This is a genomic window from Galbibacter sp. PAP.153, assembly GCF_037029175.1.
GTDB classification, from domain to species: Bacteria; Bacteroidota; Bacteroidia; order Flavobacteriales; family Flavobacteriaceae; genus Galbibacter; species Galbibacter pacificus.
The window spans coordinates 28,852-48,254 of the sequence record NZ_JAZEUN010000019.1; the positions used below are offsets into that span (position 1 = coordinate 28,852).

17 protein-coding genes and 1 pseudogene are annotated in these 19,403 nt (G+C 39.7%); 9 read left to right on the forward strand and 9 right to left on the reverse strand.

Translation table 11 applies throughout. The features are described from left to right. Positions 1-68 precede the first annotated feature (68 nt). Entirely contained in the window at positions 69-290 is a 222-nt protein-coding gene (locus UXI14_RS12870; RefSeq protein ID WP_335966486.1) for a hypothetical protein, read from the forward strand. Between the two features lie 74 nt (positions 291-364). On the opposite strand, the pseudogene UXI14_RS12875 reads toward UXI14_RS12870, so the two are convergent. The 8 genes and pseudogenes from UXI14_RS12875 to miaB all read right to left on the reverse strand — a co-directional run bounded on the left by UXI14_RS12875 (position 365) and on the right by miaB (position 8,201). Continuing rightward, a pseudogene (locus UXI14_RS12875) lies at positions 365-1,239 on the reverse strand (pirin family protein). A 145-nt stretch (positions 1,240-1,384) separates the two neighbouring features. Further along, positions 1,385-3,016, reverse strand: a complete 1,632-nt coding sequence (gene groL / locus UXI14_RS12880; protein ID WP_335966487.1) for a chaperonin GroEL — start codon at positions 3,014-3,016, stop codon at positions 1,385-1,387. A gap of 95 nt (positions 3,017-3,111) precedes the next feature. After that, positions 3,112-3,390: a co-chaperone GroES gene (locus tag UXI14_RS12885; protein ID WP_277901284.1), complete on the reverse strand. Its 279-nt coding sequence runs from the start codon at positions 3,388-3,390 to the stop codon at positions 3,112-3,114. Between the two features lie 238 nt (positions 3,391-3,628). Next, positions 3,629-3,994 carry a preprotein translocase subunit SecG gene (gene secG / locus UXI14_RS12890; protein WP_335966488.1) on the reverse strand — a complete coding sequence of 122 codons (366 nt, stop codon included), beginning with the start codon at positions 3,992-3,994 and terminating at the stop codon, positions 3,629-3,631. A 7-nt stretch (positions 3,995-4,001) separates the two neighbouring features. Beyond that, a complete protein-coding gene (locus UXI14_RS12895; protein ID WP_335966489.1) occupies positions 4,002-4,886 on the reverse strand; it encodes a hypothetical protein in 885 nt (294 codons plus the stop codon). Positions 4,887-4,889: 3 nt separating this feature from the next. Next, positions 4,890-5,381, reverse strand: a complete 492-nt coding sequence (locus UXI14_RS12900) for an LptE family protein (protein ID WP_277901287.1) — start codon at positions 5,379-5,381, stop codon at positions 4,890-4,892. A gap of 75 nt (positions 5,382-5,456) precedes the next feature. Then, positions 5,457-6,725, reverse strand: a complete 1,269-nt coding sequence (locus UXI14_RS12905) for a sigma-54 dependent transcriptional regulator (RefSeq protein WP_335966490.1) — start codon at positions 6,723-6,725, stop codon at positions 5,457-5,459. A 30-nt stretch (positions 6,726-6,755) separates the two neighbouring features. Beyond that, positions 6,756-8,201 (reverse strand): tRNA (N6-isopentenyl adenosine(37)-C2)-methylthiotransferase MiaB, encoded by a 1,446-nt coding sequence (miaB, locus tag UXI14_RS12910; protein ID WP_335966491.1) that lies wholly within the window; start codon positions 8,199-8,201, stop codon positions 6,756-6,758. 194 nt (positions 8,202-8,395) lie between these two features. On the opposite strand from miaB, the gene UXI14_RS12915 reads away from it, so the two are divergent. The 8 genes from UXI14_RS12915 (at position 8,396) to UXI14_RS12950 (ending at position 18,900) form a co-directional block, all read left to right on the forward strand. After that, on the forward strand, positions 8,396-9,166 hold the full coding sequence (locus tag UXI14_RS12915; RefSeq protein WP_335966492.1) for a hypothetical protein: 771 nt from the start codon (positions 8,396-8,398) through the stop codon (positions 9,164-9,166). Positions 9,167-9,338: 172 nt separating this feature from the next. Continuing rightward, positions 9,339-11,828 (forward strand): type I DNA topoisomerase, encoded by a 2,490-nt coding sequence (gene topA / locus UXI14_RS12920; RefSeq protein ID WP_335966493.1) that lies wholly within the window; start codon positions 9,339-9,341, stop codon positions 11,826-11,828. A gap of 5 nt (positions 11,829-11,833) precedes the next feature. Next, positions 11,834-12,991, forward strand: a complete 1,158-nt coding sequence (locus tag UXI14_RS12925) for a formimidoylglutamase (protein WP_277901292.1) — start codon at positions 11,834-11,836, stop codon at positions 12,989-12,991. A gap of 147 nt (positions 12,992-13,138) precedes the next feature. Beyond that, positions 13,139-14,494: a gliding motility lipoprotein GldK gene (gene gldK / locus UXI14_RS12930; protein WP_277901293.1), complete on the forward strand. Its 1,356-nt coding sequence runs from the start codon at positions 13,139-13,141 to the stop codon at positions 14,492-14,494. Positions 14,495-14,545: 51 nt separating this feature from the next. Continuing rightward, positions 14,546-15,202, forward strand: a complete 657-nt coding sequence (gldL, locus tag UXI14_RS12935) for a gliding motility protein GldL (protein ID WP_277901294.1) — start codon at positions 14,546-14,548, stop codon at positions 15,200-15,202. Between the two features lie 46 nt (positions 15,203-15,248). Continuing rightward, complete coding sequence (gldM, locus tag UXI14_RS12940; RefSeq protein ID WP_277901295.1) at positions 15,249-16,850, forward strand: gliding motility protein GldM; 1,602 nt, start codon at positions 15,249-15,251, stop codon at positions 16,848-16,850. A gap of 15 nt (positions 16,851-16,865) precedes the next feature. Then, complete coding sequence (gldN, locus tag UXI14_RS12945; RefSeq protein WP_335966494.1) at positions 16,866-17,756, forward strand: gliding motility protein GldN; 891 nt, start codon at positions 16,866-16,868, stop codon at positions 17,754-17,756. A 91-nt stretch (positions 17,757-17,847) separates the two neighbouring features. After that, positions 17,848-18,900, forward strand: a complete 1,053-nt coding sequence (locus tag UXI14_RS12950) for an FAD-dependent oxidoreductase (protein WP_335966495.1) — start codon at positions 17,848-17,850, stop codon at positions 18,898-18,900. Positions 18,901-18,951: 51 nt separating this feature from the next. Here UXI14_RS12950 and UXI14_RS12955 read toward each other — a convergent pair whose 3' ends face one another. Next, the gene (locus UXI14_RS12955) at positions 18,952-19,353 is read right to left on the reverse strand and encodes a DUF983 domain-containing protein (protein WP_335966496.1); all 402 of its coding nucleotides are present in this window, start codon (positions 19,351-19,353) and stop codon (positions 18,952-18,954) included. Between the last annotated feature and the right edge of the window lie 50 nt (positions 19,354-19,403).

Here is a 19,403-nt window from a genome sequence, read left to right on the forward strand (position 1 = left end):
CAGGAATTTTTTTACTTCTAGAAAAAAACTTATATTGTTGATTCATAAACTTATAAAAACACACAATTATGAAAAAGATTGTATTAAGTTGTGCCATGTTGTTATTTTTCGGTGGCACATTAGTTTCCTGTAAAGAGAAAACAAAAGAAAAAGAAGTGATAATTAAAGAAGAATCCACAACCACAGAAGATGTGGAGGAAGAAGGTGTTCTTGAACGTGTTGGAAAAGAGGTAGATGAAGAGGTGGACGAAGAAGTAGATGAAACCATCGACAAAATAGGTGATGAATAATTGCAAACAAATATGTTGGTCAAGCCCGTTAAAGCAAATTTAACGGGCTTGTTTTTTAAATGTTTTGCAGTTGTTTAACCGGGCATTTTTATATAAGAATCGTCGTTGGCCACTTTTGGAAATTCTTTGTTTTTCCATCGTAGTTTTGCCTTTTCAATAGTTTCTTGAGATGAAGCTACAAAATTCCAAAAAATAAAGCGTTCCGCGGGAAAGGCCTCGCCGCCAAACAATAATAAATGGCTGTTTGGGGCAATCGTTACCTTGCAGGCATCTTCAGTTTTTGAAACATTCATATTGCCTCCTTCAATTTTTTCACCGCAGGCCATGATATTTCCTTTTACAACACAAATGCCAATTTCGCCTTTTACCTGATCTATGATTTGCAACGGAGTTTCGTTACTGGTTTTTACCTCAATCATAAATAAAGGAGAATGTACGGGCACGGGCGATTTTCTTCCGTAACCCTCGCCGGCAATTAAAGTGAAGTCCGCACCGTTTTCTTTCCACTTAGGAAGTTGTTCTTTTTCAATATGATGAAATTCGGGTTCCATTTGTTCCAGCTCTTTGGATAGGGCAGCCCAAATTTGAAAACCGTGCATGGAGTGTTCGCCGTTGTCCCGCAAATGTTCAGGTGTACGTTCGGTGTGCGTTACACCGTTTCCGGCAGTCATCCAGTTTACAGCTCCAGCCGTAATTACTTGGTCGCTCCCTAAACTATCGCGGTGCCTTATTTCGCCTTCAAATAGGTATGTTAAAGTAGAGAGCCCAATATGCGGGTGCTGACCAATATCTACATAACTGTTTTTTTTTAATGGTTGCTGGCCCCATATGAGCGATAAAAATAAACGGGCCCACCATTCTTTTTTTTTCTGAAAGGGAGTAATCTTCCAACGAGAAAGTCGCCAATATCGCGGGCACGTTCTTCTATAATTAAACCTTTGTTGGACATGGAATGAGTTTTTTATAAAGATAGTTATACTTAACGACCCGTTTAAGCTTTTTTGCTTCAATCGAAAAAAATAAACCTGGGCACAACAAAAAACCGCACTGAATTTTCAGTGCGGTTTTAAAAAGTTTTACGGAAAGTATGATTTTTACATCATTCCTGGCATTCCGCCGCCGCCCATTGGAGGCATTGCCGGAGCATCTTCCTTGATATCTGTAAGTGAACACTCGGTAGTTAAGATCATACCAGAAACAGATGCAGCATTCTCCAGTGCAATTCTTGTTACTTTGGTAGGGTCTATAATACCTGCTTTTAGCATTTTCACGTATTCGTCTGTTTTGGCATTGTAACCAAAGTCGCCTTTCCCGTCGTATACCTTGGCAACAACTACAGAGCCTTCTTTACCTGCATTCTCCACAATAGTTCTTAGTGGTGCTTCAATGGCGCGTGTTACAATTTGGATACCTGTTTCTTCGTCATCGTTATCGGCTTTAACTTTGTTAAGCACCGATTTGGCGCGTAACAAGGCCACACCGCCACCGGCAACAATACCTTCTTCTACGGCTGCTCTTGTAGCATGTAGTGCATCGTCAACACGGTCTTTTTTCTCTTTCATTTCAACTTCAGAGGCTGCACCTACATAAAGAACGGCAACTCCGCCGGCCAATTTGGCCAAACGCTCTTGAAGTTTTTCTTTATCATAATCAGATGTAGTTGTGTCTATTTGTGCCTTAATCTGGTTTACTCTTGCTTTAATGGTTTCTGCATCTCCGCCACCGTTTACAATTGTTGAGTTGTCTTTATCGATGGTTACGGTTTCGGCAGTACCAAGCATATCTAAAGAAGCATTTTCAAGAGAAAATCCTCTTTCTTCAGAAATTACGGTACCTCCGGTTAAAATTGCAATATCTTCAAGCATTGCTTTACGTCTGTCTCCAAAACCAGGAGCCTTAACGGCAGCAATTTTTAACCCGCCTCTTAATTTGTTTACCACCAATGTAGCCAATGCTTGACCGTCTACATCTTCAGCAATAATTAAAAGAGGTCTTCCAGATTGGGCAACAGGCTCAAGGATTGGAAGGATTTCCTGAAGGTTCGATATTTTCTTGTCGAATAAAAGGATGTACGGATTATCTAGGTCGGCAATCATTTTATCGGTATCGGTCACAAAGTAGGGAGAAAGGTATCCTCTATCAAACTGCATACCTTCAACAACATCTACATAAGTGTCTGTCCCTTTGGCTTCTTCTACGGTTATAACGCCTTCTTTGCCGACTTTGCCAAATGCCTGGGCTATTAATTCTCCAATGGTGTCGTCGTTATTGGCAGAAATGGCGGCAACTTGTTTTATTTTTTCTGAAGAATCCCCAACTTCCTGTGCTTGTTTTTTAAGGTCGGCTACAATAGCGTCAACAGCTTTGTCGATACCTCTTTTAAGGTCCATTGGGTTAGCACCCGCAGTAACGTTTTTAAGGCCCTCTTTTACGATTGCCTGGGCAAGTACGGTTGCAGTTGTTGTACCATCTCCGGCAAGGTCGTTGGTTTTAGAGGCTACTTCTTTTACCATTTGCGCTCCCATGTTTTCAAGCGCATCTTCCAATTCGATTTCCTTTGCAACAGAAACACCGTCTTTTGTTACTTGTGGGGCACCAAAGGATTTGTTTATAATTACATTACGTCCTTTAGGGCCTAAGGTTACTTTTACTGCATTTGCCAAAGCGTCAACACCGCGCTTTAGTCCGTCGCGTGCCTGAATGTCAAATTTTATATCTTTTGCCATGATTTTATTTGCTTTATGCCTAAAGTTGTTGTGCTTTAAGCTTGTTTAACTTGTTATTAGATTTTTGTTTTAAGTTTTTGTAGCGAATTGCAAGCTTAAACAATTGCAAGAATATCGCTTTCACGCATAATTAGGTAGTCTGTACCTTCAAGCTTTAGTTCGGTACCTGCGTATTTCCCGTATAAAACAGTATCGCCAACTTTTACAGTTACTTTTTCGTCTTTAGTACCTGGGCCTACTGCTACCACGGTTCCCTTCTGAGGTTTTTCTTTGGCGTTGTCTGGGATAATAATTCCTGAAGCCGTTTTAGTTTCAGCTGCTAAGGGCTCTATAAGAACTCTGTCTGCAAGTGGTTTAATGTTTAACTTCGACATATTTTTTAATATTTGATTAATTAATTTTAAAATTTACTTTCAAGTAAGAGGCAGAAATTATGCCATTGAAAGGAAACTGACAATTTTACTCACTTAAGTGTATATGGTTGCATATTTTGTCGTATACGGTAGGGAAGGGAGCCGTTTTTAGGGCTTTTATGACTGGTGACAGTTATTTTGGGCAATAAAAAATGCCAGCTTAGTGACAAGCTGGCATTTTTTATATGGGATTATATTTTTATTGTGCTTCTGTAGTGTCTGTAGTGGTATTGGCTGGTGCTTGTTGCTCAGCAGCAGGCAAGGATGTGCTTGGTGCCGTATTTTCAACATCGCTGTTTTCCAGCAATTTTGAGTCGGACGTATTGTTGTTTGACATTAATGTAATGTTTGACAGCAAGATTAAAGCTACCAAAACAGTTGCCAAAGTCCAGGTGCTTTTGTCCAAGAAGTCTCCTGTTTTTTTAACACCGCCAACTATTTGGCTACCGCCACCTCCAAAAGAAGAAGACAGCCCGCCTCCTTTAGGGTTTTGCACCATAATCACTAAAACTAACAAAAAGGCTACTATTATAATTAGCACCAAAAAAATTGAAAATGTACTCATTTCTATATCAATTACTTTCTTTTAATTTCTTTATTGCATTAATTTGGTCTGCAAAGAAACCACTTTTTTCCGGATATTTCAAACTTAAAATTTTATATGCCTGAATTGCTTTTTTATACTTCTTTTGTTCCAAGTATACCCGGGCCAAAGTTTCGGTCATAAGCTCGCTTTTTTCAACCATGTTCTCTTTGGCTAGGTTTACTTTGCTTATTTTATCGCTAACCGGGGGTATTTTTGGGTTGTTTTCTATAAATTTATCAATAAGTTTTAATTTTCCTTCAATGGAAGATTTTTTTTCTTTTTTTGTTTCCAGCGTTTTCTCTTGGGCCTGTTCGTTTCTATTTACGGGTTTGGCTGTAGAGGAAAGCTGCATCCATTCTGTGAATGAATGTGTTTCGGAGCGGTCAAATTCCAAAGGTTTGCCCAGTTGTAGGTTATTGTGGTTCTTCTCCGGCTCTTCTTCATCATCAATTTGCCCGTCTTCTTTTTTTGGCTGAAACAATTCGGGATCCATTACGGCATGGGCATTTACCTCATTAAAGTCAAAAGATGTTTTATTGTTCCTTATAATGAGTTCTTCGGCATCTACGTTTATGGCATACAATTCTTCATTGGCCGTTTGCAGGGTTATTTTTTTTGCAATGGCATGCTGGTTAAATTCCTTTGACGTGATATATTCAAAAAGTATGGAACGGTCGGTGGTATATGCGGCGGTAGATTTTAGCGCTGCATTGTATTTAAAACTTTCCCCGTCTTTTAGCGCTTTTAAGTAAATGGCGCGTACCGCCTGAAAATAAGGGTACTCCTCGATAATCTTTTTAAGGGAATCGACATGTTCCTGTGAAATATTTTCAGGTTTTTGTAATAGATGAGAAAAATCAGATACGTTCATGCATTACCAGTTTGCCAGGGTTTCGTTAAAAATGTCTTGCGTAATTCTTTCAAATATTTCTTCGTGCGCCGTTTGTTTTACCGTTACCAATTGTGTCGCTGCCGGATAATCGTAAAAGAAGGAGAATTTCCTTTCAAAGTCTTCTTCCGGGTTGTCTGCATTAAAAAAGCGAACGTTCACACCAATTGTAAGCCTATTCTGCGCAGCGGTCTGGTCGGCCGTGGCCGACATGGGGGAGACGCGGTAATCTGTAATTTCGCCTTCATAAATCAAATCGGCGTTTCGGTTTACCAATTGCAAATTGGTCTGGTTTACAATCAAGTCCTGTAAGGCGTTGGTAAAATCGTAATCCAGTCCCGGCTCCACAATGGGGGCTTCGTTTCTAAAAAAGTTTACCTGAAAGGTTTCTGCGGTGGTGTTTACCCCTGTAAAAGAGTATGGGCCGCAACCTTGCATTGTTATTATTGCTATAAAAAGTACAAAAATTTTTTTCATGTTACTGAAGCAGGGTGTTTAATTTTTTAGTTTCAATTGATAAATTTAATTGGGTTTGCCCTTCGGGATTAATTGTTATAAATCATATTGTTTGATTTTCCGGTAAAGTGTGCGTTCGGAAATTCCCAGTTCGGTAGCTGCCGCTTTTCTTTTCCCTTTATTGCGCTCCAAAGCCTTTTTTATTAATTCTAATTCTTTATCGTGCAGGGAAAGGGTTTCTTCCTCTTCGATTTCTTCGGCAAAATGGTATTTGTCTTCAACAACGGGTGGTTGCGGATTGCTTTTTTGGTGTTCTATTTGAAGGATTTCCATGGCATCTTCCTCGTCGGCCTGCTCGTAATCTATTTCGCTTTCGTTTCCGTAGATTTTATTGATGAGCGTTTTGTTTTCCTGTTGCACCTTCTCTCCGTTATTGCCGTCTTTCATTAATTCCAGGGTGAGTTTTTTTAGGTCGTTGAGGTCGCCTTTCATATCAAAAAGAATTTTGTACAAAATTTCCCTTTCACTGCTAAAGTCGCTTTCCGATTTCTGGTTTTTTATAACAGCGGGCAGGTTGCTCCCTGCATCGGGAAGGTAACTGCGGAGCGTTTCATACGTAATACTCCTGTTTTGTTCCAAAACGGAAATTTGCTCGGCAATATTGCGTAGCTGGCGCACATTTCCGGACCATCTGTATTTGTTTAGCAGTTTAATGGCATCGTCTTCCAAGCGGATTGTGGGCATTTTGTATTTCTGTGCAAAATCCGAAGCGAATTTCCTGAATAATAAATGAATGTCGTCTTTGCGCTCGCGAAGCGGTGGCAAGTGTATTTCAACGGTGCTTAAACGGTAATATAGGTCTTCGCGAAACTTTTCTTTCTCAATGGCTTCAAACATGTTGATGTTGGTTGCGGCTACAATCCTGACATCTGTTTTTTGAACTTTTGAAGAACCTACTTTTAGGAATTCCCCATTTTCCAAAACCCTGAGCAAACGTACTTGGGTGGTTAACGGAAGCTCGCCCACTTCGTCTAAAAAAATAGTACCGCCATCGGCTTCTTCAAAATAACCGCTCCGTGTTTGTGTGGCTCCTGTAAACGCCCCTTTTTCGTGCCCGAATAATTCAGAATCTATAGTTCCTTCGGGAATGGCGCCACAGTTTACGGCAATAAATTTCCCGTGTTTTCTGTGCGATAGGGAATGGATTATTTTGGGCAAAGCCTCTTTTCCAACCCCACTTTCCCCGGTGATGAGCACCGAAATGTCTGTTGGAGCCACCTGAATGGCCTTTTCGATGGCACGATTTAGTTTGATGTCGTTGCCAATAATGCCAAAACGTTGTTTGATAGCCTGGACGCTTTCCATGTTTTATTTTGTTTTGTTGAGGATTTCCTGTTAATTGTTTTCAGAATATCCAACGGCTTCGCCAATTAGCGTTGCCGCGGTACATTCGTTTATCTTAACGTTGACAAATTCTCCTATTTTATAGCTTTCTTTTGGGAAAACAACTACAGTATTTTGCGTATTTCTGCCCATCCAGTGTGCATTAGATTTTTTTGAAGTCCCTTCAATAAGAACTTCTTCTGTTTTGCCTACATGCTGTTGTGTGCGGTACAGCGCGTGTTTTTGCTGAAGATTGATAATTTCTGTCAATCGTCGTTTTTTAACTTCCTCTGGAACGTCATCTTCCATTTTTCTTTCGGCTAAAGTTCCCGGGCGTTCCGAATAGGCAAACATAAAGCCGAAATCGTATTTTACATATTCCATCAGCGATAAGGTGTCTTGATGGTCTTCTTCTGTCTCGGTAGGGAATCCGGCAATCATATCCTGAGAAATGGCACAATCGGGGATAATGTTACGGATGTTGTCGATCAGTTCAAAATATTCTTCGCGGGTATGAAGCCTGTTCATTTCCTTTAAAATCCGGTTGCTGCCGCTTTGCACCGGAAGGTGAATGTATTTACAGATATTGTTGTGTTTCGCCATGGTTTCAATAACATCCAAAGTCATGTCCTGTGGATTGGAAGTTGAAAAACGGATGCGCATTTTAGGTTGTGCTTCGGCAACCAATGCCAATAGACCGGAAAAATTTACGGCCGTGGCTTTTTGCATATCGGTAGCCTTGTCGTAATCTTTTTTAAGGCCGCCCCCATACCATAAATAGCTGTCTACGTTTTGCCCTAAAAGTGTTATTTCTTTAAAGCCCCTGTCCCAAAGATCGTTTACTTCGTCTAAAATTGATTGCGGGTCGCGGCTTCGTTCTCTTCCTCTGGTAAAAGGCACAACACAAAACGTACACATATTGTCGCAACCGCGTGTAATGGAAACAAAGGCACTTACGCCGTTGCTGTTTAAACGCACCGGGGCAACGTCGCCATAGGTTTCTTCTTTAGAAAGGATAACGTTTACGGCATTTCTTCCTTCGTCTATTTCCTGTACTAAATTGGGGAGGTCTTTGTAGGCATCGGGCCCCACGACCATATCTACAATTTTTTCTTCTTCGAGAAACTTGCTTTTTAGCCGTTCTGCCATACAGCCCAACACGCCAACTTTCATTTTTGGGTTAATGCGCTTTACGGCATTAAATTTCTCCAAGCGCTTGCGGACGGTTTGTTCGGCCTTGTCCCGAATGGAACATGTGTTTACCAAAACCAAATCGGCTTCTTCCATTTGCTGGGTTGTATTAAACCCTTCTTTGGCAAGAATGGAAGCTACAATTTCGCTATCGGAAAAATTCATCTGGCAGCCGTAACTCTCTATATAAAGCTTGCGGTTGTTTGCCTTGTTTTGTTCTAGGACCAAACTGTTCCCCTGTTGTTTTTCGTCAATGATCTTCTCCATTGTATCCTTAAAAAATCAATTTGTGTGCAAAGATATGATTAAAATTATTCTAGTGACAAATTGTCAGCGTAATTTTAACGCAACTTTTCAATGAATTCAATTTAAAGAAACGGTCATTTTTATCTTTGTTTTCTTAGTTATATGATGAAAAAACCTATTTTTGGGCAATAAACCATCAAAAAAAACAAACATTAATGAACTTTTCTTCCGTACTATCAAGGATAGAGCGTAACAATCCGCTAGATTTTGGAAATATATTCAGCAAATCAATAGACCTCTTTAAAAAAACTTGGGGTCAAGGGGTGCTTTTGGTTGTAGCAACCATTATTTTAATGATCCCAGCTATGATTATTCTGTATATCCCTATTATAGGGGCGGCCGTTGTGGGCTCGAACAACCCAGAGATGCAAGCAGGAAATGTTTCTCCCTGGACCATGCTCCCCTTCTTTTTATTGCTAATCCCGGTTATGTTGGTTATGCAAACCGTAATGCTTGGCTTAATGGCGGGTTATTATAAAATGGTGCACAAAAGGGATATGGATATGGAAACGTCTACGGGCGATATGTTTGTATTTCTTAAAGGTATATATTTAAAAAAATTGTTCACACTTTCTTTTTTTAGTATTGGCATAGCTTTGTTGGCCGCTTTATTGTGTTATTTCCCCGTTATATACGTATCGGTGCCATTGGCATTTGTTTCGGTAGTATTTGCTTTTAATCCGGAATTATCACCAAAGGAAATTATTAAGCTTTGCTTTAAACTGGGCAATAAAAAATGGTTGATTTCTTTTGGGTTGATATTTATAAGTGGCTTTTTGGCTCAGCTGGTCGGGATGCTCCTATGCGGAATAGGCATCTTCTTTACGGCATCGTTTGCATATTTGCCGGTTTATCAGGTCTACAAAGAAACTGTAGGTTTTGAAGACGAAGACGAAATTGGGCAAATAGGAACCTCTGAGGTTTAACCCTCTTTTGCATGCTTATTTGTACAGCTTGATTTATTGTAAATAAAAAGCGACATCATAATACATAAGGTGCTATTGATCTCTTTTTAAAGATGTTTTTATGTCCTTTAAAGTGTGCTTTGTATTGCAAATTAAAAATTCTGTATACTTTTGTACTCTTAAAAAATGGCTTATGGCAAAGAATTTGGTTATCGTTGAGTCTCCTGCTAAAGCGAAAACTATCGAGAAATTTCTTGGAAAAGATTATAAGGTAGCTTCGAGTTTTGGGCATATAGCAGACCTTCCTTCAAAAGAATTAGGAGTAGATGTAGAAAAGGATTTTAAGCCTAAATACATTGTTTCTTCTGATAAGAAATCGGTTGTAAAAAAATTGAAAGACCTTGTTAAAAGTGCCGAAACAGTTTGGCTGGCAAGTGATGAAGACCGGGAAGGAGAGGCTATTGCATGGCATTTGGCAGAAGAACTTAAATTGGATAAAGACAAAACCAAACGTATTGTTTTCAACTCCATTACCAAAAACGCTATCCAGAAAGCTATTGAAAACCCTCGCTCCATAGATTACAATCTTGTAAATGCCCAGCAGGCAAGAAGGGTCTTGGATAGGCTGGTGGGTTACGAGCTGTCTCCCGTTCTCTGGAAAAAAATTAAAACGGGGCTTTCGGCAGGACGCGTACAATCGGTTTCCGTACGCCTTATAGTAGAAAGGGAACGCGAAATAAAAGAATTTACCCCCGAGGCATCCTTTAGGATTGTCGCCGAGTTTAAAAATGAAGAAGGAAAAACGTTTAAGGCAAGACTTGGCAAAACATTTAAGACAAAGGAAGAAGCCAAAGCTTTTTTAGACAATAATATAAGTGCCCGCTTTAAAATTGCCGATCTGGATACAAAACCGGCAAAGAAAAGTCCGGCGGCACCGTTTACAACATCAACGCTTCAGCAGGAAGCATCAAGGAAACTTTATTTTTCGGTAGCCAAGACCATGAACATGGCCCAGCGTTTGTATGAAGCTGGACTTATAACTTATATGAGGACAGATAGTGTAAACCTTTCCGGCGAAGCTATTGAAGCGGCTAAAAACGAAATTGTAAAATCATACGGGGAAGAATTTAGTAAACCAAGAAATTATTCCAATAAATCCAAAGGGGCGCAAGAGGCTCACGAAGCAATACGCCCAACAGACATGTCACGCCACAGGGTTCAAATAGAGCGCGACCAAGCACGTTTGTATGAGTTGATATGGAAACGCACACTGGCTTCCCAAATGAGCGATGCCAAATTGGAACGTACCAATGTAAAAATAGAGGCAGATAAGCATGGCGAACTTTTTACTGCCAACGGGGAGGTTTTAAAGTTTGAAGGTTTCCTAAAAGTTTATCTGGAAGGTACCGATGAAGAAGATGAAGAACAAGCAGGAATGTTACCAGCCCTAAAAGTTGGTGAAAATGTATACGAAAATTTCATAACCGCAACCGAACGTTTTACAAGGCCCCCATACAGGTATACAGAAGCATCATTGGTGAAAAAATTAGAAGAATTGGGTATTGGGCGTCCATCTACATATGCGCCAACCATTTCTACCATTCAAAATCGTGGATATGTAGACAGAGGTACAATCGATGGAGAAGAACGCAAGTATCTTCAGTATACATTAGAAAATAGTAAAGTCAAAGAAGAAACGCTTACCGAAAATGTGGGCTCGGATAAAGGGAAATTGGTGCCAACGGATATTGGAATGATTGTAAATGACTTCTTGGTAAACCATTTTGCGGGAATTCTTGATTACAACTTTACGGCAAAGGTCGAACAAAGTTTCGATGATATTGCTTCCGGGGAAGAAGACTGGACACAAATGATTGAATCGTTTTATAAAGATTTTCACCCCAATGTAATAGATGTGGAAGAAAATGCCGAAAGGGAAAGCGGAGAGCGCATTTTGGGGAAAGACCCAAGTACCGGTCGCCAGTTGAGCGTGCGTTTAGGGCGTTTTGGGCCAATGGCTCAAATAGGGACCGCCGATGAAGAAGAAAAGCCAAAGTTTGCAAGTTTATTACCAGATCAGTCCATAGATACCATTTCTTATGAAGAAGCGTTGGACCTGTTTAAACTTCCGCGCAAGTTAGGGGTTTACGAAGGCGATGAGGTTGAAGTAAACGTAGGGCGTTTTGGTCCGTATGTACGCTTTGGAAAGAATTTTGTTTCGCTCGAAAAAGGAGAAGACGTTTTTGATGTCGATATGGAGCGTGCCAAGGAGCTTATCTCCCAAAAGAAAAAAGCCGATGCGCCAATTGCAAGCTATAAAGGAAAAGAAGTAACCAAAGGCAAAGGGCGTTTTGGACCGTTTATAAAATGGGATGGAATGTTTGTAAACGTTAATAAAAAGTATGACTTTGACAACCTTTCCCAGCAGGATATCGAGGAGCTTATTGAAGACAAGCTTAAAAAAGAGCGTGAAAAAGTAATTCAGAACTGGGAAGAAGAAGGGATAAGGATAGAAAAAGCCCGTTGGGGGCGTTTTAACCTTATTAAAGGAAAAACCAAAATAGAACTTACCAAAGATACCGACGTAGCAAGCTTAAGTCTGGATCAGGTCAAGGAAATAATCGAGAAGAAAGCCCCGAAGAAAAAAACGGCAACAAAAAAGAAAGCTAAAACAAAAAAATAAAATAGATGAATGTTGAATTTTTGTCGCCGGTAAAGAGCATGGTTTTGGCGCATAACGAATTATTGCCAAAACAGGCTCTTGGAAGAACAATAAGCATTCATACCGAAAAAGAGGGGTTTCCAGGGCTCGAAAATATACAGATAGCCATTATTGGCATTAACGAATCCCGAAGCGAACATATAGAAAACAAGGAAGAAGTCGACCTTGCCTCTGTACGGTTGGAATTTTACAAGCTCTTTGCCGGTAACTGGCATGGTAAAATTGCAGACCTCGGCGATATCCAACCGGGCAACACATTGACCGATACGTATTACGCAGTAAGTTCTATTGTAGCCGATCTTCTTAAAAAAAATATTATCCCGATAATTATTGGCGGAAGTCAGGACCTAACATATGCCGCATACCGCGCATATGATAAAATGGAGCAAATGGTAAACTTGGTTTCCATAGATAGTAAGTTCGATTTCAGTGCCTCCGATGAGTTGATAACCGAAAGTGCCTATATGAGCAAGATTATAATGGAGCAACCCAATAATTTGTTCAATTTTTCCACGGTAGGCTATCAAACATATTTTAATGCCCAAGAAGAGATAGACCTCATGGAAAAGCTGTTCTTTGATGCCTACCGCTTGGGCGAAGTTGTAAACGATATTACCATAGTAGAGCCCGTATTTAGGGATGCCGATTTGGTAAGCCTAGATGTAACGGCCATAAAGGCGGCAGAGCTGGGGCATGCGCCCAGTACCCACCCGAACGGTTTTGACGGGAGAGAGATATGTGCCATAGCCAGATATGCGGGTATAAGCGACAAAGTAACGGCCTTCGGGGTGTTTAACTATAAAAATACCGTGCAGTGCGCACAATTAACCTCACAAATTCTTTGGTATTTTATTGAAGGATACAATTTTAGAAAAAAAGATTACCCTTTTACGTCAATTGCCAATTATGTCAAGTATATCGTGCCTTTAGACGATATGGACATATGCTTTTTTAAGAGCAATATTTCAGGTAGATGGTGGATAGAAGTGCCGCAAATAGAAAATTTGAATAATAAATTAAAAAGACATACGTTATTACCTTGCACACATAAAGAATATCTCGAAGCCAGCAATGGGGTAGTGCCCGAAAGATGGTGGAAAGCATATAAAAAAATGTTAGTGTAATGACCATAGAAATAACACGATATTTTAAATTGACTGTGTTTTATGGGCATTTGACAACAAAAATTAAGAGTTTATTGTTTTTTTGAAATTTATTAAATAGGTTTACCATCTTAAATCTAAGAATGTAATTTAACCTCAATTATGTATATGAAAAAGCTATTTCTATTAGCATCTGTTACATTAATATTAACCAGCTGTGGTTCTAATGACAGAGGAGAATTAGTTGGCGTTAGCGGAAAAAAATGGCATCCCGAGAAGCCCTACGGAATGTCACTTGTCCCAGGAGGTGCCTTCATAATGGGTAGGTCTGAAGAAGACATGGCCGATGTTCTCAATGCTCCAACCAAAACCGTAACCGTACGTTCATTCTATATGGACGAGACCGAGATTACAAATAGCGAATACCGCCAGTTTGTAGAGTGGGTAAAAGATTCTATTGTTCGTACCAAATTGGCCATTTTGTCCGATGAACTCGGGGAAATCCCCGGAAATGGTGGAATAGGCGAGTATGCATTTAAAGATGCAGACACAACCGACCTTTCCGAATACGAAAAATACATGCTTTTCAACTATTCCGGAATGGGAGAGACAGGATACGAAGGAAGACGCTTGAATAAGGATGTAGACCTTATTTGGGACGTTTCGGAATATCCCGATGAGTACTATACAGAGGTTATGGATACAATGTACATTCCTGTGGAAGAATCGTACAACGGGCAACGCACTATAGACGTTACAAAATTAAAGTTTCAATACGACTGGATGGATATTCAGGCGGCTGCCAGGGCAAAAGGCGGCGGGAAACGTAAAGACTTTATCAAGCACGAAGAAGTATTGGTATATCCAGATACGACTGCATGGATAAAAGATTTTAGCTATTCATACAACGAACCGATGCACAACGACTATTTTTGGAGTGAAGCATACAGCGATTACCCGGTAGTTGGTGTTTCTTGGAAACAAGCAAAAGCATTTTGTGCATGGAGGACAAAATATAAAAACGATTATCAAAAAGAAAAAGGAGACCAATTTGTAAATCAGTTTAGGTTACCAACAGAAGCCGAATGGGAATATGCCGCCAGAGGAGGAATTGAATCTGGAACATATCCTTGGGGTGGGCCTTATATTTTAAATAATAGAGGGTGCTTCATGGCCAACTTCAAGCCGTTAAGGGGCGATTACGCAGCAGATCAATCGCTTTATACGGTCGAAGCCGACTCATACGACCCCAACGATTATAACTTATATAACATGGCCGGTAACGTTTCTGAATGGACAAACTCTTCATACGACCCCAATTCGTACGAGTATGTTTCTACAATGAACCCTAATACTTATGATGGCGAAAACAAACGTAAGGTTATTAGAGGTGGATCGTGGAAAGATGTGGCTTACTTTTTACAGGTAAGTACAAGAGATTATGAATATCAGGATTCTGCTAGGAGCTATATTGGCTTTAGAACAGTTCAAGATTATATGGGTACAGAAGCTACCCAAAACTAAACCTAATCCAAATACTACTTATTAATAACTTAACTAAAAATTTTTATTACTATGGCACAATCAAAATCAACTAAGAAATTATTTAACATGGCCTACGGGCTTGGAGCATCAGTGGTGATTATTGGTGCGTTATTTAAAATTTTACACTGGGAGTTTGGTCCCATTAACGGAGGATTGTTACTGGCTATCGGCCTTATTACCGAAGCATTGATATTTGCTATCTCTGCTTTCGAACCTGTAGACGACGATTTGGACTGGACATTGGTTTATCCAGAATTGGCAGGTGGATCTGGTATTGCCAGAAAAAAAGATGCATTGGAGATTAAAGAAGCCGAAGGGCAACTTTCTAAGAAATTAGACGATATGCTTAAAGAAGCCAAAATAGATTCGGCATTAATGTCGAGCCTTGGGGACAGCATCAGAAATTTCGAAGGTGCCGCAAAAAATATTTCCCCTACCGCAGAAGCATTGACTTCAACAAAAAGATATAGCGAAGAGCTTTCATTGGCCGCTGCGCAAATGGAATCGTTAAACAGCTTGTATAAAGTTCAATTGGACAGTGCAAACAGGCAGGCCGCTATTCAGGAAGAAGTAGCTGCAAATGCTGGAAAGCTAAAAGATCAAATGGAGTCTTTAACAACAAACTTGTCTTCGTTAAATGGTGTATATGGCGGAATGCTTTCTGCTATGAACAGACCGGCCAATTAATTGAGTTTTATTGAAATTATAACTAAACATTAAAACCGATTAAGATATGGCAGCAGGAAATTTATCACCACGTCAAAAGATGATTAACCTTATGTATTTGGTTTTCATTGCAATGTTGGCGTTGAATATGAGTAAAGAGGTTTTGTCGGCTTTCGGACTTTTAAACGAGAAGCTTACAAACTTTAATAATAAAGCCACTGAACGTAATGCAGCTGCTTTTGCAGATTTAAAATTGAAATCTACAGAGCAACCCGAAAAATACGAAGCATTATTTGGTGAAGTGGAAAAGATCAAACAGACATCGGGGAGTTTCAACAGTTACCTGGACAGCTTAAAATCTCAAATGGTAGCCAATATAGCCCCCGAAGACCGAAGCGATTATGAAGTAATGGACAAATCCGACTTTTTGGATCAGGCATTTTTTCAAGGAGATCGTTATTCCGCAGAAGGACAGAAATTTGTAAACTATATCGATAATTTTAGAACCAGTACTATTGAAACCATCAATAAAATACCTGATTCTTTAATGAAACCTTCTCAAAAAGCCAGTTTGGTGGGGTCTATAGAAACCCGCTTTTTTACCGGCGATGAGAATGGAAAGGTCGAAAACAGAGACGGACGTCCTGTGGAATGGTTAAATTATCATTACGAAGGGTTTCCTTTAGTAGCATCTTTAACCAAAGTTACTTTGTTGCAATCTGACATTAAGACGACGCAAGACGAAATCTTAAAGGCAATGTTGCAGGGGCAAATGACTTCCGACCTTTCAATGACCAATTACACCACCTTGTTGGAGCAACCAAAATCTGCTTACTATCAAGGTGAAAAATTTGACGGGTCCATCGTTCTTGGAAGAAAAGACGCTACCACACGTCCAAACGAAGTTAAGTTGAAGTTGGACGGAAGGGACCTAAAGGAAAATGAAGATTACGTAATAGAAGACGGTCGCGTTAAACTTACGGTAAATGCCGGAAGTGCCGGAGACCATACTATTGAAGGTAATTTGATATTTAAGCAAGAAGGTGAAGAAATCGAGGTGCCCGTTTCGCAAAAATTTGCAACCATTACAAAGCCAAATGCGGCAGTAATATCGGCAGATAAAATGAACGTGGTATACCGTGGGGTTTCCAACCCGATTACCATATCAATTCCTGGTATTCCCGATAATAAAGTAAGTGCTTCCGCTTCTGGATTGAAGAAAGTTTCAGGCAGCAAATATGCAATGAACCCGGGAACCGGAAGAACGGTAACCATTTCTGCTAGCGGAACCTTGCCAGATGGACAACGTGTGTCTTCATCGTCAGAATTTAGGATTAAAGATATTCCACGTCCTTCAGGAACGGTAAGAGGGGAGTACGGCGAAATAAAAATGCCTAGAAACAACCTTGAAATATCAACCGTTGGAGCTATGCTGGAAGATTTCGACTTCGACTTAAACTTGGCCATCAGCGGATTCAAATTTAAAGTTCCAGGACAGCCAACCGTTCAGGTAAGAGGTAATAAACTGGATGGCCGTGCCAAGTCTGCACTAAAAAGAGCCGGAAGGGGCGAAGCCGTACAGATTTTTGATATTGAAGCTTACATTACCAATAACAGGTCGTATAAACTTAAAAAAGTTTCTCCTGTTGTTGTGGAGCTAACAAATTAATAAAAGATAAATGTTATGAATTGGAAGCGCATTTTATTAACTATAATAACAGTTTTAGTTTCTGCTTTAAGTTTTGGCCAAGCAAATTTGCTTAATGCAAAAACGCCGGACGAAGTAGGAGTGAAAACAGAAGACCAAATCGAGGCCGATAACGATGAGCCTCTACCATATGGATACGTAGACGACAGGGACATTCTCTGGTCTAAAACCGTATGGGAAACAATCGACTTGGACGAACGTATTAATTTCCCGTTCTATTATCCTATAGATACCATAGATATCGGGAGCGACCGTAGGTCTTTGTACGATGTTCTTATCAAAAATATTAAAAACGGAAACTTACAAGATGTATATGTAGATTCTTATTTTACCGAAAAGCGTAAATTCGGCGATTTAAGTGCTACCTTACAAAAAGTAGATACAACCGATCTTGGATACGAACAATTAAATGCCGGGGAGCAAGTTTCTGCTGAATACATCAACAGAAGAAACCTTACCGCTGCCGATATTCAGGAATGGCGTATAAAAGGTGTTTGGTATTTTGATAAGCGTCAAGGAGAACTTAAATACCGTTTGTTGGGGTTGGCTCCGGTAGCACCGGATGTTAACTTTATAGACAGTGAAGATTCTGACCTTGTTGAGCTGTTTTGGGTATGGTTTCCTAGTGCCAGAGAGATCCTACACGAAGCAAAAGCTTTTAACAACCAAAATTCGGCCAGGCCTATTTCGTTCGATCAATTGTTGAATGCCAGACGTTTTAACGCGGTAATCTACAAAGAAGAAAACGTACAAGGCGATAGGTCTGTTAAAGATTACATTCCAGATAATGCCATGTTCCAGCTCTTGGAGTCGCAACGATTAGAAGAGAAAATAAGGGACAAGGAACAGGATATGTGGAGTTACTAAATTTATATTTTGATTCCAATTCAAAACAAAATAACATTAAAAACCACGCATTGCGTGGTTTTTTCTTTTTAACAAATGCTATTTTTGTAACATGGTAGATTATATAATTGTTGGAATTGGGCTTGGGGGCATTGCCTTTTGCGAGCAATTGGAAAAAAACAATAAGTCGTTTATAGTTTTTGATGATAATTCCCAGCAATCTTCCAATGTAGCCGGAGGGATGTATAACCCTGTTATTTTAAAGCGTTTTACAGAAGTTTGGAAAGCTAAGGAACAATTGGAGCTGTTGGACCACTTTTACAAAACTATTGAAGAAAAGATTTCAGAAAAAATAAATTATAAAATTCCGGTTTTAAGAAGGTTTGTATCTGTTGAAGAACAGAACATGTGGTTTGAAGCTTCCGACAAGCCCTCGTTACAGCCTTTTATTTCTACCCAACTTGTTAAAAACAACAATAATTGCATAGATGCCCCTCTTGGTTATGGAGAAGTGCTGCATACCGGAAGGGTAGATACCGATTTATTACAGCAGTCTTATACCGAATATTTAAACAATGGGGAGAAACTTCGTAAAGAGCGGTTTGAGTATAGCCTTTTAAAAGCCAATGACGGCTTTTTGGGATACAAAGACATAATGGCGAGACATATTGTTTTTTGTGAAGGATTTGGACTGAAAGGCAATCCGTACTTTAATTATTTACCGTTAAACGGGACCAAAGGTGAGCTGTTGGAAATAGAAGCGCCCGGGCTAAAGTTGGATTTTGTGCTAAAATCTTCCGTATTTATTATTCCGCTAAAAAACGACCTGTATAAAATTGGCGCCACATACAAATGGAAGGATAAGTCTAATACGCCTACAGAAGAATCCAGGAAGGAATTGGAAGAAAAGCTTAGAACCTTTTTTAAATGCAATTATAAAGTGGTAAACCATGTGGCCGGAATACGCCCAACGGTAACAGACAGGAAGCCATTAATAGGCAAGCATCCAAAGTACAAAAATAATTATGTGCTGAATGGTCTGGGGAGCCGTGGAGTTATGATTGCCCCGTATGTAGCTCAAAAATTATTCGATTATATCGAGCGCGGAACATTACTGGATACCGAGATTGACATTGCGCGTTTTCAAAAAAAATGGAAAGGGTAATTTGGTTAATGCTTTGCGCATAACAATCTCTATTTCCGTAAAACCAATCTTTTATGCTTGCGAAGCTTGATGTTTTTCTACTGCTTTGGGATCGTATTTAAAGAAAAAATTAATCCATATATTTCTGGACAAACGCATAATTATGGGCATAAAAACAACCAAGGTGCCTATAATGGCATAAAAAGCAGTTTTTACGCTGGTACCAATAAAAAGATAAGAAATTACAAAAGCAGCTACCGCAAATGCGGTACCAACACCATAACTTACATACATGGCCCCGTAAAAAAAGGAAGGTTCTATTTTATATTTCGTACCGCAGTGAGAGCAATGCTCGTTCATATGGATGGTCTCGCTGGGATTGTACATGTTTTTGCTTACATACATGCTTTCTTCTTGGCATTTAGGACAACTTCCTGTTAAAATACTGTATAATTTGCTTCCTTTTTTTAACATTTGCAGAAATTTTATGTAAAAATACTATTTTCTAGTATTGTTTCATGTAA

Bases quoted from the DNA above. Each gene is read 5' to 3' on its own strand.
- groL (WP_335966487.1), bottom strand. From the start codon at position 3,016: ATGGCAAAAGATATAAAATTTGACATTCAGGCACGCGACGGACTAAAG.
- miaB (WP_335966491.1), bottom strand. From the start codon at position 8,201: ATGGAGAAGATCATTGACGAAAAACAACAGGGGAACAGTTTGGTCCTA.
- topA (WP_335966493.1), top strand. From the start codon at position 9,339: ATGGCAAAGAATTTGGTTATCGTTGAGTCTCCTGCTAAAGCGAAAACT.
- secG (WP_335966488.1), bottom strand. From the start codon at position 3,994: ATGAGTACATTTTCAATTTTTTTGGTGCTAATTATAATAGTAGCCTTT.
- UXI14_RS12955 (WP_335966496.1), bottom strand. From the start codon at position 19,353: ATGTTAAAAAAAGGAAGCAAATTATACAGTATTTTAACAGGAAGTTGT.
- UXI14_RS12950 (WP_335966495.1), top strand. From the start codon at position 17,848: ATGGTAGATTATATAATTGTTGGAATTGGGCTTGGGGGCATTGCCTTT.
- gldN (WP_335966494.1), top strand. From the start codon at position 16,866: ATGAATTGGAAGCGCATTTTATTAACTATAATAACAGTTTTAGTTTCT.
- UXI14_RS12900 (WP_277901287.1), bottom strand. From the start codon at position 5,381: ATGAAAAAAATTTTTGTACTTTTTATAGCAATAATAACAATGCAAGGT.
- UXI14_RS12905 (WP_335966490.1), bottom strand. From the start codon at position 6,725: ATGGAAAGCGTCCAGGCTATCAAACAACGTTTTGGCATTATTGGCAAC.
- UXI14_RS12915 (WP_335966492.1), top strand. From the start codon at position 8,396: ATGAACTTTTCTTCCGTACTATCAAGGATAGAGCGTAACAATCCGCTA.
- UXI14_RS12885 (WP_277901284.1), bottom strand. From the start codon at position 3,390: ATGTCGAAGTTAAACATTAAACCACTTGCAGACAGAGTTCTTATAGAG.
- gldM (WP_277901295.1), top strand. From the start codon at position 15,249: ATGGCAGCAGGAAATTTATCACCACGTCAAAAGATGATTAACCTTATG.
- gldK (WP_277901293.1), top strand. From the start codon at position 13,139: ATGAAAAAGCTATTTCTATTAGCATCTGTTACATTAATATTAACCAGC.
- UXI14_RS12870 (WP_335966486.1), top strand. From the start codon at position 69: ATGAAAAAGATTGTATTAAGTTGTGCCATGTTGTTATTTTTCGGTGGC.
- UXI14_RS12895 (WP_335966489.1), bottom strand. From the start codon at position 4,886: ATGAACGTATCTGATTTTTCTCATCTATTACAAAAACCTGAAAATATT.
- gldL (WP_277901294.1), top strand. From the start codon at position 14,546: ATGGCACAATCAAAATCAACTAAGAAATTATTTAACATGGCCTACGGG.
- UXI14_RS12925 (WP_277901292.1), top strand. From the start codon at position 11,834: ATGAATGTTGAATTTTTGTCGCCGGTAAAGAGCATGGTTTTGGCGCAT.